12 protein-coding genes are annotated in these 15,311 nt (G+C 60.9%); 3 read left to right on the top strand and 9 right to left on the bottom strand.

Translation table 11 applies throughout. The features are described 5' to 3' along the window. Window positions 1-163 precede the first annotated feature (163 nt). Both FEZ21_RS12130 and FEZ21_RS22485 read right to left on the bottom strand, forming a co-directional pair. Window positions 164-400 (bottom strand): DUF3203 family protein, encoded by a 237-nt coding sequence (locus FEZ21_RS12130; protein WP_003447543.1) that lies wholly within the window; start codon window positions 398-400, stop codon window positions 164-166. Between the two features lie 157 nt (window positions 401-557). Next, window positions 558-716, bottom strand: a complete 159-nt coding sequence (locus tag FEZ21_RS22485; protein WP_165439661.1) for a hypothetical protein — start codon at window positions 714-716, stop codon at window positions 558-560. Between the two features lie 214 nt (window positions 717-930). Here FEZ21_RS22485 and FEZ21_RS12135 point away from each other — a divergent pair, with 214 nt between their 5' ends. From FEZ21_RS12135 to glgB, 3 genes are read left to right on the top strand one after another with little or no spacing between them, the layout of a single operon-like run. After that, on the top strand, window positions 931-2,928 hold the full coding sequence (locus FEZ21_RS12135; protein WP_160627219.1) for an alpha-1,4-glucan--maltose-1-phosphate maltosyltransferase: 1,998 nt from the start codon (window positions 931-933) through the stop codon (window positions 2,926-2,928). Between the two features lie 60 nt (window positions 2,929-2,988). Beyond that, window positions 2,989-6,336, top strand: coding sequence for a maltose alpha-D-glucosyltransferase (gene treS, locus FEZ21_RS12140; protein WP_160627221.1), 3,348 nt, complete (start codon window positions 2,989-2,991; stop codon window positions 6,334-6,336). Continuing rightward, the gene (glgB, locus tag FEZ21_RS12145) at window positions 6,336-8,561 is read left to right on the top strand and encodes a 1,4-alpha-glucan branching protein GlgB (RefSeq protein WP_160627223.1); all 2,226 of its coding nucleotides are present in this window, start codon (window positions 6,336-6,338) and stop codon (window positions 8,559-8,561) included. The genes treS and glgB overlap by 1 nt, the downstream gene beginning before the upstream one ends. A 234-nt stretch (window positions 8,562-8,795) precedes the next feature. Here the strand turns inward: glgB and FEZ21_RS12150 are convergent, their stop codons facing one another. The 7 genes from FEZ21_RS12150 to FEZ21_RS12180 form a co-directional block, all read right to left on the bottom strand. Further along, window positions 8,796-9,596: an endonuclease/exonuclease/phosphatase family protein gene (locus FEZ21_RS12150; RefSeq protein ID WP_010656101.1), complete on the bottom strand. Its 801-nt coding sequence runs from the start codon at window positions 9,594-9,596 to the stop codon at window positions 8,796-8,798. A 61-nt stretch (window positions 9,597-9,657) separates the two neighbouring features. After that, window positions 9,658-10,359, bottom strand: coding sequence for a glycosyltransferase family 2 protein (locus tag FEZ21_RS12155; RefSeq protein WP_010656100.1), 702 nt, complete (start codon window positions 10,357-10,359; stop codon window positions 9,658-9,660). Next, window positions 10,356-10,955: a class I SAM-dependent methyltransferase gene (locus FEZ21_RS12160; protein ID WP_160627225.1), complete on the bottom strand. Its 600-nt coding sequence runs from the start codon at window positions 10,953-10,955 to the stop codon at window positions 10,356-10,358. Before FEZ21_RS12160 ends, FEZ21_RS12155 begins: the two co-directional genes overlap by 4 nt. A gap of 3 nt (window positions 10,956-10,958) precedes the next feature. Further along, a complete protein-coding gene (locus FEZ21_RS12165; protein ID WP_003447564.1) occupies window positions 10,959-11,723 on the bottom strand; it encodes a PIG-L deacetylase family protein in 765 nt (254 codons plus the stop codon). Then, window positions 11,720-12,721: an acyl-CoA dehydrogenase family protein gene (locus tag FEZ21_RS12170; protein WP_160627227.1), complete on the bottom strand. Its 1,002-nt coding sequence runs from the start codon at window positions 12,719-12,721 to the stop codon at window positions 11,720-11,722. Before FEZ21_RS12170 ends, FEZ21_RS12165 begins: the two co-directional genes overlap by 4 nt. A gap of 2 nt (window positions 12,722-12,723) precedes the next feature. Further along, a complete protein-coding gene (gene glgX, locus FEZ21_RS12175; protein ID WP_160627229.1) occupies window positions 12,724-14,886 on the bottom strand; it encodes a glycogen debranching protein GlgX in 2,163 nt (720 codons plus the stop codon). Window positions 14,887-15,051: 165 nt separating this feature from the next. After that, window positions 15,052-15,303 (bottom strand): DUF2934 domain-containing protein, encoded by a 252-nt coding sequence (locus FEZ21_RS12180; protein ID WP_010656096.1) that lies wholly within the window; start codon window positions 15,301-15,303, stop codon window positions 15,052-15,054. Window positions 15,304-15,311 lie beyond the last annotated feature (8 nt).

Below are 15,311 nucleotides of genomic sequence, written 5' to 3' on the forward strand. Positions count from 1 at the left end.
TTCAGGGTGACCTGCGACAACTTGCTGCACCCTGGTCGCGGCCACGTGCAGCAGGGGCCGGGCGCCTTTAACCCAGGCGCCGGCGGGTAATCCTGATCGGGGTCAATTAAATCACCGAATCACCCAGGATGAGCCCATGCTGGGGCTCATCAGTCCTGCAGCTTCAGATAATCGACTCACTGCCCCCGGCCCGCAGCAACTCGCGGCTGTCCTTGGCGCCCGCCGCAACCAGGGCTTCGGCTTCGTCCGAGGTAATGGCAATGCGCAGGCCGTTCATCAGCGCCATGCACATTCTCGAGGCGTGGTCTGTGATGACTTCTACCCGCTCGGCCGGGGAGTGCTCCGAGCCTTCGGGTGATTCATACCAGCAGCTTTTGTCGGCATCGATTGTGATAGTCATCAGCGTGGTCCTTTTATGGGGGTTAAACGTTAGTGCGTGGAAAACCGGCCAGGTTCGATCGAATGGATTGGCGGTCATCGGCTGCGGGTTGCGCCCGCTGCGGCCCCGATCGCAACCGTCAGCGACCGGGCAGGTCAAACAGCGCTCAAGACGGGCATCAGATTCTCATCGGCGCATCTTCGCAGGGGGGATCGCCAATCGGGTCGGGGTCCTTGAGCGGCGGATCTTCTTCCGGAACCGGCTCGGCATCACCGGGCGGTAACACCGGGTCGTCAATATTGGGATCGGGGGTTTCTGCGGGAATGGGGATATTCATGGACATGGCCTCATTGCTGCATGGAAAGGATTACAGCCGGTCGACCTCATTGAAGGCCGCTCGGTTCCCCGGCCAATGACCAACGGAGTATCGGCAATTAGTCTGAACTTTTAATTCTTTCCCCCGCTCCCAACCAGGTGCCCGGTGATCGATGCCGGGAATGGCTTTGATACGACCACCCATAAACGTCTGCGGGCGTGAGGAGTGCTGCTCGATGACTGCTGATTTCCCGCAAGACCCTGATTCCACTGTGACGTTGCCGTTATCCCAGGCATTGCTGTTGCCGCGCATTGTTATTGAAGCCACGTCCCCGGTGCTCGAAAACGGTGAGTTCGCGGTCAAGGCGACTGCGGGGCAGCAGGTCGACGTGCTCAGCAAAGTGTTTGTTGACGGTCACGAGCAGCTGGCGGTCATGCTGCACTGGCGTCTGGCCAGTTCCGCGCACTGGTCGGCAACGCCTATGCATTTTTTAGGCAATGACAGCTGGAACGCACAGTTCCCGGTGCCCGAAGTGGGGCGCTATCTGTTTTGCATCGAGGCCTGGATTGATCGCTATGCCAGCTTTTGCCATGAGCTGGAGAAAAAGCATCAGGCAGGCATTGCCGTCAGTCTGGAGTTGCAGGAAGGGCGGATTCTGGTACAGCACGCCATCGAGCTCAGTCAGGGTGAACGGCGCGAACAGTTGCAGGCGTTGCTCGGGCAACTGTCTGGTCTGCTGGAGACCGAGCAGGTGGCGCTGTTCATGCACGAACACAGTGCGCAATTGATGGCCGAGACACAAAACCACGCGTATTTGAGCCTGAGCCCCGAGTACCCGGTGGAGGTTGAACGGTCATTGGCGCAGTTCGCCAGCTGGTACGAGCTGTTCCCCCGTTCGGTCACTGACGATCCTGCCCGCCACGGCACTTTCAATGATGTACACCAGCGCCTGCCGATGATTCACGACATGGGCTTTGACGTGCTGTATTTCCCGCCGATCCATCCCATTGGCCGCCGACATCGCAAGGGCCCCAATAACGCGTTGCAGGCCGGGCCGGACGATCCGGGCAGCCCCTATGCCATCGGCAGCGAAGAGGGAGGGCATGACGCGATCCATCCGCAACTGGGCAGCCGTGACGACTTCCGGCGCCTGGTGGCCGCTGCCGCGGACCACGGTCTGGAAATCGCTCTGGATTTTGCCATTCAGTGTTCTCAGGACCACCCGTGGCTCAAGCAGCACCCCGGATGGTTTAACTGGCGCCCCGACGGCAGCATTCGCTACGCGGAAAACCCGCCGAAAAAGTATCAGGACATCGTCAATGTCGATTTCTATGCCCCGGATGCGATTCCCGGCCTGTGGCTGGAGTTGCGCGACATCGTGCTGGGCTGGGTGGACGAGGGGGTAAAAATCTTCCGCGTCGACAACCCGCACACCAAGCCTCTGCCGTTCTGGCAATGGCTGATCGCGGATGTACGTGCCCAGAACCCCGAGGTGATGTTCCTCGCCGAGGCGTTCACCACCCCGGCCATGATGGCGCGCCTGGGCAAGGTCGGTTACACCCAGAGCTACACCTATTTCACCTGGCGCAACACCAAGGCCGAGCTGGCAGCCTATTTCACTGAGCTGAATCAAAGCCCGTTGCGGGAGTGCTTCCGGCCCAACTTCTTTGTCAATACCCCGGACATCAACCCCGGCTTCCTGCATGACTCGGGGCGCCCCGGCTTTTTGATCAGGGCCGCGTTGGCAACCATGGGCTCGGGCCTGTGGGGCATGTACAGCGGCTTCGAGCTTTGCGAGTCGGCGGCGGTGCCGGGCAAAGAGGAATATCTGGACTCGGAGAAGTATCAGATCCGCCCCCGTGATTTCAGTGCGCCGGGCAATATCGTGGCCGAAATTGCCCAGCTCAATCGCATCCGCCGCCAGAACCCGGCCTTGCACAGCCACCTGGGCCTGACCCTGTACAACGCCTGGAATGACAACATTTTGTACTTCGGCAAACGCAGCGCCGATGGCAGCAATTTTGTGCTGGTGGCTATCAGTCTCGATCCCCATAACGCCCAGGAAGCTCATTTCGAGTTGCCGTTGTGGGAAATGGGCCTGGCCGATGACGCCTGGACCTCGGGGGAAGATTTGATGAACGGCCATCGCTGGACCTGGTATGGCAAAACCCAATGGATGCGCATCGAGCCCTGGCATCAGCCGTTCGGCATCTGGCGGATCAAACCCCTTTAAGCCCCTCTTGCCGGGCGGCTTCACTGGCCCCGGGCAACCGAATCAGCAGGTATTTCCCTTATGGCAAACCAACCCGCATCGGCCAGCTTTATCAAGGACCCGCTCTGGTACAAGGACGCGGTGATCTACCAGGTGCATATCAAGTCATTTTTCGATTCCAATAACGACGGTATCGGCGACTTTCCCGGCCTGATCAGCAAGCTGGATTACATCGCCGAGCTGGGGGTCAACACCCTGTGGCTGCTGCCGTTCTATCCCTCGCCGCGGCGCGATGATGGCTACGATATTGCCGATTATCGAGGCGTGCATCCGGACTACGGCACCCTGGCCGACGTCAAACGCTTTATCGCCCAGGCCCACAAGCGCGGTCTGCGGGTAATCACTGAACTGGTGATCAACCACACCTCGGATCAACACCCCTGGTTTCAAAAGGCCCGCCGTGCCAAGGCCGGCTCCAGGGCTCGGGATTACTACGTGTGGTCGGATACCGATGAAAAATACGACGGCACCCGGATCATTTTTCTCGACACCGAAACCTCGAACTGGACCTGGGACCCGGTCGCCGGCCAGTACTTCTGGCACCGCTTTTACTCCCACCAGCCGGACCTGAATTTCGACAACCCGCAGGTGATGAAAGAAGTGCTGGCGGTGATGCGCTACTGGCTGGACATGGGCATCGACGGCCTGCGCCTGGATGCCATTCCGTACCTGATCGAGCGCGATGGCACCAATAACGAAAACCTGCCCGAGACCCATCAGATCCTCAAGCAGATCCGCGCCGAAATCGATGCCCATTACCCCGACCGCATGCTGCTGGCAGAGGCCAATCAATGGCCCGAAGACACCCAGCAGTATTTTGGCGACAGCGATGGCATCAATGGTGATGAGTGCCACATGGCCTTCCACTTTCCGTTGATGCCGCGCATGTACATGGCCCTGGCCCAGGAAGACCGCTTCCCGATCACCGATATCCTGCGCCAGACCCCGGAAATTCCGGCGAACTGCCAATGGGCAATTTTCCTGCGCAACCATGATGAGTTGACCCTGGAAATGGTCACCGACAAGGAACGCGATTACCTGTGGAACTACTACGCCGCCGACAAGCGGGCGCGGATTAACCTGGGGATTCGTCGGCGTCTGGCGCCGTTGATGGAACGTGATCGCCGGCGCATCGAGCTGCTCAACAGCCTGTTGTTATCGATGCCGGGCACGCCGACCCTGTATTACGGCGATGAAATTGGCATGGGGGACAATATTTACCTCGGTGACCGCGACGGGGTGCGTACGCCGATGCAGTGGTCGATTGACCGTAACGGCGGATTCTCGCGGGCCAACCCGGCGAGCCTGGTGTTGCCGCCGATCATGGATCCGCTGTATGGCTATCAATCGGTGAACGTAGAGGCCCAATCCGGCGATCCGCATTCATTGCTCAACTGGACCCGGCGCCTGCTCTCCGTGCGCCAGCAGCAACAAGCCTTTGGTCGCGGCACCTTGAAAATGCTGTCCCCCAGCAACCGGCGGATTCTGGCGTACATTCGCGAATACACCGACGGCGACGGCAAGACTGAAACCATCCTCTGCGTGGCCAACGTGTCGCGCAGCGCCCAGGCGGCAGAGCTGGAGCTGTCCGAGTTCGCCGGGCGGGTACCGGTGGAGATGCTGGGGGGCAATGCCTTTCCGCCCATTGGCCAGATGGACTTCATGCTGACCCTGGCGCCCTACGGTTTTTACTGGTTTTTGCTGGCTACCGAGAATCAGATGCCGAGCTGGCACGCAGAACCGGCGCAAAGCCTGCCCGAACTGCTGACCCTGGTGCTCAAACAACGCCTTGAAGAGTTGCTCGATACCGCGCCGCGGACCACTCTGGAAAACGTGATCCTGCCGGCGTGGTTACCCAAACGCCGCTGGTTCGGGCAAAAAAATGCACCGGTCGAGCAGGTCAAAATTCTCCACGGCACCCGTTTTGGCGATGCCTTGCACCCCATGTTGCTGACCGAGGTACAAGTCACCAGCGGCGGCGAACAACACCATTATCAAGTGCCCCTTGGGGTATTGGGCGAGGATCAGGCAAGCAGCACGTTGGCCCAGCAATCGGTACTGTCGCGGCTGCGGCGTGGCCCTCAGGTCGGTTTCATGACCGATGCTTTTGCTCTTGAAGCCTTTGTCAGGGCCGTACTGGCGGGCATGCAAAGCGGCGAGAAAATCAGCAGCAGCGCCGGTACTATCAGTTTTACCGCGACCGCGCAGCTGGCGGCCCTGGGGCTCAACGAACAGAGTGAAGTGCGTTATCTCACGGCCGAACAATCAAATAGCTCGGTGGTGATCGGCGGCGCCATGGTGCTTAAGCTGATCCGCAAAATCAGCAGTGGCCAGCATCCGGAGCTGGAGCTGGGTGCCTATCTGACCGAGGCCGGGTATCAGCATATTTCTCCGTTGCTGGGGGCAGTGGTGCGCCATGGAACCGGGGGCGAAGAGACCTTGCTGATGATTGCCCAGGGCTATTTGAGTAACCAGGGCGATGCCTGGACCTGGACCCAGAACAACCTGGAACGGGCCATTCGTGACGAAATGGCCGACGCCATGTCCGAGCACGAACAGCATTACAACGCCCTGGTCGAACTGGCAGATTTTGCCGGTTTGCTCGGCCAGCGTCTGGGGGAGATGCACGGGGTGCTGGCGCAAGCCAGCGACAACCCTGACTTTGCCCCTCAGACCACGTCCGAGGCCGATACCCGGCAGTGGGCAAGCCATATCAACGGGCAATTGAAGCAGGCCTTGAAACTGCTCAAACAACATCTGCCCGAGCTTGGCGAGCCTGAGCAAAAACAGGTGAAAAAACTGCTGGCGCAACAAGGCGCGATCACCGCCCATGTCCAGCAACTGGCCAAGAGAACCCAGGGTGGCCTGAAGATCCGGGTGCATGGCGACCTGCATCTGGGGCAGGTGCTGGTGGTCAAGGGCGATGCCTACTTCATCGACTTTGAAGGTGAGCCTGCGCGCCCGCTGTCAGCCCGGCGCAGCAAGCACAGCCCCTATAAAGACCTGAGCGGGTTACTGCGCTCGTTCGATTACGCAGCGGCCATGGCGGTCAGCAACGTGCAACAGTCGGATCACTCGGATCAGGCTGACGATGCACGGCAACGGGTGGTTGAACGCTATTTGCAAGAAGCCCGGACAGCATTGGTCGATGCATACCGGCAAGCAACAGCTAGCCTTGCCCATGACTGGAAAGTGGCCGGGGGCGAGGATGCCGCACTGGCGCTGTTCAGTCTGGAAAAGGCGGCCTATGAAATTATCTATGAAGCGGCAAATCGGCCTGCCTGGTTGCGGGTTCCCTTGCAGGGTTTAAGCGATTTGCTCACCCACTTGCCAAGTACGGCCAAGCCTTTACCGGATGGAGAGAAGTGATGAGTTCAAACAAGGTTCCTGGCCCGGGGAAAATGGCTGTGCTGCCCGCGCGCGACGACATCGAAGCACTGATCAACACTCGGCACCGAGACCCTTTTGCGGTGTTGGGGCCGCACCCGGACGGTGAGGGCGGGCAAGTGATACGGGCATTTTTGCCCGGTGCCCTGAGCGTCAAGGTAGTGGCCCGCGACTCGGACGAGGTGATTGGCACGCTGGACAGCAGCGAGGTCCCGGGCCTGTTTGCCGGGCATTTTGCCGATGTCCGCGGCTATCGGCTAAGCATCAGCTGGGCCGGTGGCGAGCAGACCAGTGAAGATCCTTACAGCTTTGGGCCTTTGCTGGGGGAAATGGACCTGTATCTGTTTGCAGAGGGTAATCACCGGGACTTGAGCAGTTGTTTCGGCGCCCAGGTCATGAGCGTCGATGGCGTTCCCGGTGTGCGTTTTGCGGTGTGGGCGCCGAATGCGCGGCGAGTGTCGGTGGTGGGGGATTTCAATATCTGGGATGGCCGCAGGCACCCCATGCGCCTGCGCCATCCAAGCGGGGTCTGGGAGCTGTTTATTCCGCGTCTTGCGCCAGGTGAAGCCTACAAGTACGAAATTCTTGGGGCCAACGGTATCTTGCCGCTCAAGGCTGATCCGGTGGCGCTGGCCACCCAGTTGCCGCCCGATACGGCCTCCCGGGTGGCCTCGCCGCTGCAGGTGGACTGGCAGGACGCGGCCTGGATGCAGAGTCGCGCTGAACATCAGAAGCCGGACGCGCCATTGTCCATTTATGAATTGCACGCCGGCTCCTGGCAGTGCGAGGTCGACGATATCGGCGAAGTTGCGCGCCTGTATAACTGGCATGAACTGGCAGAGCGCCTGATCCCTTACGTACAGAAACTGGGGTTCACCCATATCGAGCTGATGCCGATCATGGAACACCCGTTTGGCGGTTCGTGGGGCTATCAGCCCTTGTCCCAGTTTGCGCCGAGTGCCCGATACGGTTCGCCGGATGATTTCGCAGCCTTCGTCAATGCCTGTCATGTGGCCGGGATCGGGGTGATTCTGGACTGGGTGCCCGCGCATTTTCCCAACGATACCCATGGCCTGGCGCAATTTGACGGCACGGCGCTGTATGAATATGCCAACCCGCTGGAGGGCTATCACCAGGACTGGAACACCTTGATCTACAACCTGGGGCGCACCGAAGTCCATGGCTTCATGCTGGCCTCGGCGTTGCACTGGCTCAAGCATTTCCATATCGACGGCCTGCGGGTGGATGCGGTGGCCTCGATGCTGTATCGCGATTACTCGCGCAAAGCGGGCGAGTGGGTGCCGAACATTCATGGGGGCCGGGAAAACCTCGAAGCCATTGAGTTCTTGCGCCATCTCAACGACGTGGTAGCCCTGGAAGCCCCCGGCGCTCTGATGATTGCCGAAGAGTCCACCGCGTGGCCGGGGGTCAGTCAGAGTACCCAGCAGGGCGGTCTGGGTTTTTCCTACAAATGGAACATGGGCTGGATGCATGATTCGCTGCACTACATCCAGCAGGACCCGATGTACCGTGCCCATCATCACAACGAGTTGAGCTTTGGCCTGGTGTACGCCTGGAGCGAGCGCTTCATCCTGCCGATTTCCCACGATGAAGTGGTGCACGGCAAGCATTCACTGATCGACAAGATGCCCGGGGATCGCTGGCAAAAATTCGCCAACCTGCGGGCCTATCTGAGTTTTATGTGGGCGCATCCGGGCAAGAAGTTGCTGTTTATGGGCTGTGAGTTCGGACAGTGGCGCGAGTGGAACCACGATCAGCAACTGGACTGGTACTTGCTGCAATACCATGACCACCAGGGGGTGCAGAAGCTGGTGGGTGATTTGAATCGCCTGTACCGCGAAGAACCGGCGCTGCATGACCAGGACGATGTGGCGCAAGGCTTTCAATGGCTGATCGGGGATGATGCGACCAACAGTGTCTATGCCTGGCTGCGCTGGAGCAAGGCGGGCAAACCGCTGCTGGTGGTCGCCAACTTCACCCCGGTGCCTCGTCCGGGATATCGCATTGGCGTGCCGTTTTCCGGTACCTGGCAAGAGGTGCTCAACAGTGATGCGGATACTTATGCTGGTTCCAACTATGGCAATGGCGGGGGAGTGATGACCCAGGCCTTGCCAAGTCATGGCCAGGAGGTTTCGCTGGCATTGAATCTGCCGCCGCTGGGGGTTCTGATTTTACAGCCGACGTGATGCCTGGTGGTATGCCCCGGTGCTTTTCCTTTTCAGCCTGCCGGGGCAGATTTTTCCGGGTAGTCGCTGACGAGCAACGAGGCTGCGACAAGGGGCAGCAGGCCCTTCAGTTGCGGGGCCTGCTACGCAGTCCATCGCAGCCTCGTCAGCGACTACCGGTGAAAGGCCTCACAAGTGTGACGGTCCCAGGGCAACCGGGCGCAGCCTTCGGCAACTGCCGCTACCAACGATTGTTTACAGATGCACTTCCACCGCCAACGGCAGGTGATCCGATAGATGGGGCCACGGTTTGTGGCCCAGGATGGTCGGGTGGTGACTGGAGGCATTGCGCAGGTAAATCCGGTCCAGACGCAGCAGCGGCCAGCGCGCCGGGTAGGTCCTGGCCAGTTTGCCGTGGTGACGTTCAAATACTTCGTGCAGGTCGTCACGCTGGGAAAGCATGGCATTGCCTTGCTCTTTCCAGTCATTGAAATCACCGGCAATGATCACCGGATCGTCAGGCGGCAAGGACTTGAGCAGCTGATTAAGCAGCACGATCTGCAACTGTCTGTGGCTTTCCAGCAGGCTCAAGTGGACGCATATCGCATGCACGTTCTCGTGCCCCGGGACATCCAGCACGCAGTGCAGCAGGCCACGCCGTTCCGGGCCGGTGATGGATACATCGAGGTTGCGGTATGACTTGATCGGGTACTTGGACAACACCGCATTGCCGTGATGACCGTCGGGGTATACCGCATTGCGCCCGTAGGCGTAGTCGGTCCACATGCTGTCAGCCAGGAATTCATATTGCGATACCTGTGGCCAGGCGTCGTAGCGCGATGCGTGCTTCTCATGTTCGCCCAGCACTTCCTGCAGAAAAACCAGGTCGGCCGATGTACTGCGTACGGCGTCGCGCAGTTCGGGCAGGATGAAACGGCGATTGAAGGCGGTGAAGCCCTTGTGCATGTTGACCGTGAGCACCTTCATTCGGTGTACATCAGGCACTGCGCCCGGGGCGGGTGACTCAATGTCGTTACCGGCAATATCAAGGGTCATGGTTTCTCCTGGGTTGTCAGGGTCCGACCCGGTGCGAGCCTGGCCGTTCAACACAGGCTATTTATAGCGCACCGGGCCGTGGGTCCGGTTGATGTTGATCAGCTGCCGGGGCGATCAGCAGTGACTTCAGGTAATCGCCGAAGCCACCCCTGGCGCGACAGTCCAGCCGGGCACTGGTGGTCACCCTGGGCCGGTGGCTCCAGGCGATGGAGGCACCACTGGCCTGCAGCCGCTTCACCAGATGCACATCTTCATGGCACGCCAACGGCTGAAAACCTCCAGCATCGCGATATGCCCGGGCACTGAAGCCCAGGTTGGCGCCATGAATGTGCCGATGCCCGTCCCGGGCCTCATAGGCCGCCAGATATCGGGCGCGGGCAGGGGCATCGACCAGGGGGCCCCAGTCATCGATCCGCACGGTGCCGCATACGGCATCGGTATTGAGCGCCAGTTGCGCCACCAGCCAGTCATCGGCTACCAGGCTGTCTGCGTCGGTGCAGGAGATCCATCGCGCCCCCTGCTCAAGCAGCCACTGTGCACCGGTGCCCCGGGCGACTCCGACATTGCGGGCCTTGATGTGCAGCACCTTGATGTCGTACTTGGCGGCTATGTCTGCCGAACCATCGCTGCAACTGTCGAGCACCAGCGTCACCTTGACCGCCTCGCCGTTGAGTTCGGGGTGCCGGGCTGCCGTGAGCGCAGCTTGCAGGCATTGCGCGAGCAGATCTTGCTCGTTGTGAGCAGGTATCAGAATGCCGATCATCGCAGGCCCTCCTGGCTTGCCACTGACATAGGGTCGAGGCCCCAGACTTCAAGTACAAAATCATCTTCCAGGTGCTGTGCGAGCCGGCTCAGCCCCAGGCCGGCATGCAGCAGGCCATGCACTTGATCCCCGGTCAGGGCGCAGCCCTCGATGGCCGGGCGCCAGTGACAGGCCAGTACCTGTCCCTGCTCTGCAAGGCTGCCCGCGATCCGCTCAATCATGGACTGCAACTCGTTGGCATCCAGGTAGTAGCCCAGTTCACTGAGTACGATCAGGTCAAAACGGCCACTGGCCCAATCGGCCGGTAACCGGCTCTGGCGAACTTCAACGTTCGGGCAGTGGCTCAGGCGTTGCTGTGCCAGTTCGACCGCCCTGGCTGCTGCGTCGCAACACAACAGGCGGTCAGTGCGCTGGGCCAGGCCTGCACTTAACTCGCCATTGGCACAGCCCAACTCATAGATCGACCCATAATGCTGACGCGGCAAGCTGGCCAGGGTCAGTGCGCGTTTGCGCTGTTCGTACCAGCGCTCGCGAAAAGCCCACGGGTCCGGGTGCTGCTCATACAGCTGATCAAAAAAAGCCGTGGAAACACCCATGTTTCACTCCTGTACAAAGACTATTTCGTAGGGGCGCAGCAGGCGCTCGAGTGCCAGGGCCGGCAAAATCGGGCCTGAGCCGGTACTCGGGTCGTCCTGCAACTGACTGCTGAACGCACTGGCCGCATAGCGTTTACGCGCCATGGCACTGGGGCTGAGGTTGATTTTGTACGCGCGGGCCCAAGGCACCCGGGCATCGTCATCGCGGGCCCAGTGCCAGGTCCAGATCGGCAGTTCATGCAGGGTCGCGCCCACTGCTTTGGCGGCAGTGCTGCTGGCGCGGCCGACCGCATCGTGATCGCTGTGGCCGTCCTCGCGCCAGGTCGCGAACAGCACATCACCGGGGCGTAACTGCTGCTCGATAAACACTGCCACGGCGGCTTCCCGGGTGGCGACCTGACTGTCCTCAAACCCTGCCCGTAGCCATTGCCACTGCGGTAGCGCGAGCCCCAGGCGGCGCAGCGCTTCTTCGGACTCCTGAACGCGCAACGCGCCCAGCTGCTGCGCGGGCCACCGGGTTGACCCCGGGTGGCTGGCAGTGCCGTCGGTGACCGAGATAAGCAGCAACTCACGGCCGGACGCGCCGATCATCTGCAGCAAGCCACCGCTGCCCAGTATTTCGTCATCCGGGTGCGGGGCAATGATCACCGCGCGGGCGCCTTCGGGTACCAGGTCCGACAGCTGTATTTCCGGTAACCCGGCCAGGCGCCGGGATTCGCTCCAGTGCTCCAGCGAGGTACCGGCCCCTACGATCAGATTGGTTTTCATAGCGGCCACCGGGTGTCAGGTTGCAGCGCCACCAGTTTGCCCAGGGCTTGCAGGTCGCGTTCGGCATGGCTTTGGCGCAGGTACACCGGCAGGTCGGCGCTGAGCCGGGCAAAGTGCGGATTCTGGCAATAAGGGCCCGCGCCCAGTGCCCGGCCCACATGCTGAATCACCTGTTCGGCGCAGGCTTCAATGTGCGCCCGGGCCTGACGTGCCAGCAGTTGCGCGTCGGCCTCTGGGTTCTCATCGACCCGCCGGGCGCACTCGCGCAAAACGCAGGAGGCGCTGTACAGCGCAGCATTCACCGCGCCCAGATGGGCCTGGGCGTGGGGCTCTTCGCGCTGGCTGCAGTGCTGTTGCAAGTAACTGCCCAGCCGGCTGGCTGCAGCGTGCCAGCAGGCGGCGATACCGATGGCGCCGTGCCAGAAACCCGGGCGCTGCAAGTAGTCGCCGGGGCGGCCGATACAGGTGGCGGGCGCCTGCTCGAAGGTCACCTCGACACTGGCGGTGGCGCGCATGCCAACCGCTTCCCAGCCATGTGACGAGACGCTGATGTGTGGCTGGTGCATGTCCACCGCGACCAGTTGCACCGCGCCTTGCTCATCCCGTGCGGTGAGCAGGCCATGACTGACCACCGCCGCGCCCGAACACCAGGCCTTGCGGCCGGTGAGGATGGCCTGGCCATCGACCAAATGCACATCGACCCGGGCATCCGGCGGTTCTGCCGCCCACAATCCCCAGGTGCTGCCCGGTGCAGGCCGGGGGGCACCCAGTTCGTGGAGGGTAGCCAGGGCATCAGTATGGCCTTCATAAAGCTTGCACAGGCCCAGGTCCTGGCTTGCGACCCGCCCCAGTCGCTGCCAGCGCTCCAGGGTCTGGCCGCTGCCCGGCATCGGCAGTTGATCGAGGCCGGCCTGCACCATTTGCCGCAGGCAATCGCCCAGCGCCTGAGGGGTGTCCAGGCGCGGCGCGTGGATTTCAAAAAATGCGTGCAGATCCATGTTCAGGTCCCTTGTTCACGCATCAGCTCGAACAGCGCCATCGAACGTCCATTGACGCAATAGGTGCTGTTGAATGCCAGGACATCCTGGCCCTTGATGTCCGGGTCGAAGGTGTCGAATTTACAAATCCAGCCGGTGCCCTCGGGCACTTCGGGCAGGGTGAAATTGACCCCGTCATGGTGCGCGTTGACGGCAATCAGCAGTGTGGCGTCGGCACCGGCCCGTTGTACCCCCGAGACCCGGGCCCGGCCGTCCAGCAGCATGCCCAGACTGCGGCCATTGGCGTCTTGCCACTGCTCGATACTCATTTCATTGCCGTCGGCGGCCAGCCAGGTCACGTCCTTGACCCCCAGTTCTTCGTTGTAGTGGCCGACCAGAAACAGGTTACGGCGCAGGATCGGATAGCTCATGCGCAGTTTGATCAGGCGCTTGACGAACTTGAGCAGCGACTTGCCGTCTTCGTCCAGGTCCCAGTTGATCCAGCCAATTTCGCTGTCCTGGCAATAGGCGTTGTTATTGCCGTGCTGGGTACGGGCGAATTCGTCACCGGCGACGATCATGGGTGTGCCCTGGGCCAGCAGCAGGGTGGCAAAGAAGTTGCGCATCTGGCGCAGGCGCAGGCCGTTGATTTCGGGATCGTCGACAGGGCCTTCAGCCCCGTGGTTCCAGGACAGGTTGTTGTTGCTGCCGTCCTGGTTGTCCTCGTCATTGGCCTCGTTGTGCTTGTCGTTGTAGGACACCAGATCGTGCAGGGTGAAACCGTCGTGGGCGGTAATGAAGTTGACCGAGGCATAGGGCCTGCGCCCACGCTGATTGAACAGCTCGCCGGAAGCGGTCATGCGCGCGGCGAAATCGGCCAGTTGGCCCTCGTCGCCTTTCCAGAAGGCCCTTACGGTATCGCGAAAGCGGTCGTTCCACTCCGCCCAGCCCGGCGGGAAACCGCCCACTTGATAGCCCCCGGGGCCGCAGTCCCAGGGTTCGGCAATCATCTTCACCTGACGCAGCAACGGGTCCTGGCGGCAGGCCACCAGGAAGCTGTGCCGCTCGCTGAAGCCTTCGTGATAACGCCCCAGAATGGTCGCCAGATCGAAGCGAAAACCGTCCACGTGCATTTCATGGGCCCAGTACCGCAACGAGTCGGTGACCATCTGCAGCACGCAGGGGTGGCTCAGGTCCAGGGTGTTGCCGGTGCCGGAATCATTGATGTAGTAGCGATTGTCATCGGGCATCAGCCGGTAGTAGGAGGCGTTGTCGATCCCGCGCATCGACAGGGTGGGGCCTTGCTCGTTGCCTTCGGCGGTGTGGTTGTAGACCACGTCGAGAATGACTTCCAGACCGGCCTCGTGCAGGTGCGCGACCATCTCCTTGAACTCGGCGATTTTGCCGCTGGCCAGGTAGCGCGGGTCGGGGGCAAAAAACGCGATGCTGTTGTAGCCCCAGTAGTTGGTCATGCCTTTTTGCAGCAAGTGCTGGTCGTTGACGAACGCATGCACCGGCAGTAGTTCGACGCTGGTGACCCCCAGCTTGCGGATGTGCTCGATCACTTCGTCAACCATCAGCCCGGCAAAGGTGCCGCGCACATCTTCGGGTACCGCCGGATGGCGCATGCTGATCCCGCGAACATGGGTTTCGTAGAAAATCGTACGGTCCCAGGGCACTTGCACCCGATGGTCGTGGCCCCAGGTGTGGGCGGGGTCTATCACTTTGCATTTGGGCACGAAGGGCGCGCTGTCACGTTCGTCGAAACTCAGGTCGGCGTCGGGATGGCCGATGGTGTAGCCAAACAGCGCTTCAGACCATTTAAGCTCGCCGACCAATTGTTTGGCATAGGGATCGATCAAGAGTTTGTGGTGATTGAAGCGGTGGCCATTTTCCGGGTCATAGGGGCCATAGACTCGGTAGCCGTAGATTTGCCCCGGGTGGGCATCGGGCAAGTAGCCGTGGAAGGTTTCGTCGGTGTACTCGGGCAGTTCAATGCGCTCAAGCTCGATTTCGCCGCTGGGATCGAACAGGCACAGTTCGACTTTGGTGGCGTTGGCTGAAAACAATGCAAAGTTGACCCCCAGCCCGTCCCAGGTGGCGCCGAGCGGAAAGGGCAGGCCTTCACGAATGCGCGAGGGTTCAACGTCCGGAGTTGCAGGGGGGGGCGACTTGGGCTTGGTCATGACTGCTCCTGGGTAATGGGTTAAATCCTGAACGTTAATTCGCAGCGCGACTGGCGAAGGCACCGTGTTTTCAGGGCATAGCTTTGCCGTCAGGCATTACTGGCCTGCTAAAAATCTGATCAAAGATTCAGTGCGCAGACAGGTCTGCGCACTGCAAAAACCGGGTTAGGGTTTTGCCGGCTTGCGGGTTGCCTTGGGCTTTTTCGCCACGGGCTCTTTCGCAGCCGGTCTGGCGGCCGCGCCAGGGTCTGGTTTGGCCCGGGCCTTGCGAGGTTCGGACTGGGACGGGGCGAGTGCTTCGGCCTGCGCCAGTTTGTGCGCCATCTCCCAATGCCGGGCTTCCTGGCCCTCGGGCTGGCCTTCGGATTCCCAGATCTGGTAAGCAAACTCACGGATGCGTTTTTCGTTGTTACTCATCGCAAAGC

This window comes from Pseudomonas sp. 9.1(2019), from assembly GCF_009910445.1.
GTDB classification, from domain to species: domain Bacteria; phylum Pseudomonadota; class Gammaproteobacteria; order Pseudomonadales; family Pseudomonadaceae; genus Aquipseudomonas; species Aquipseudomonas paraversuta.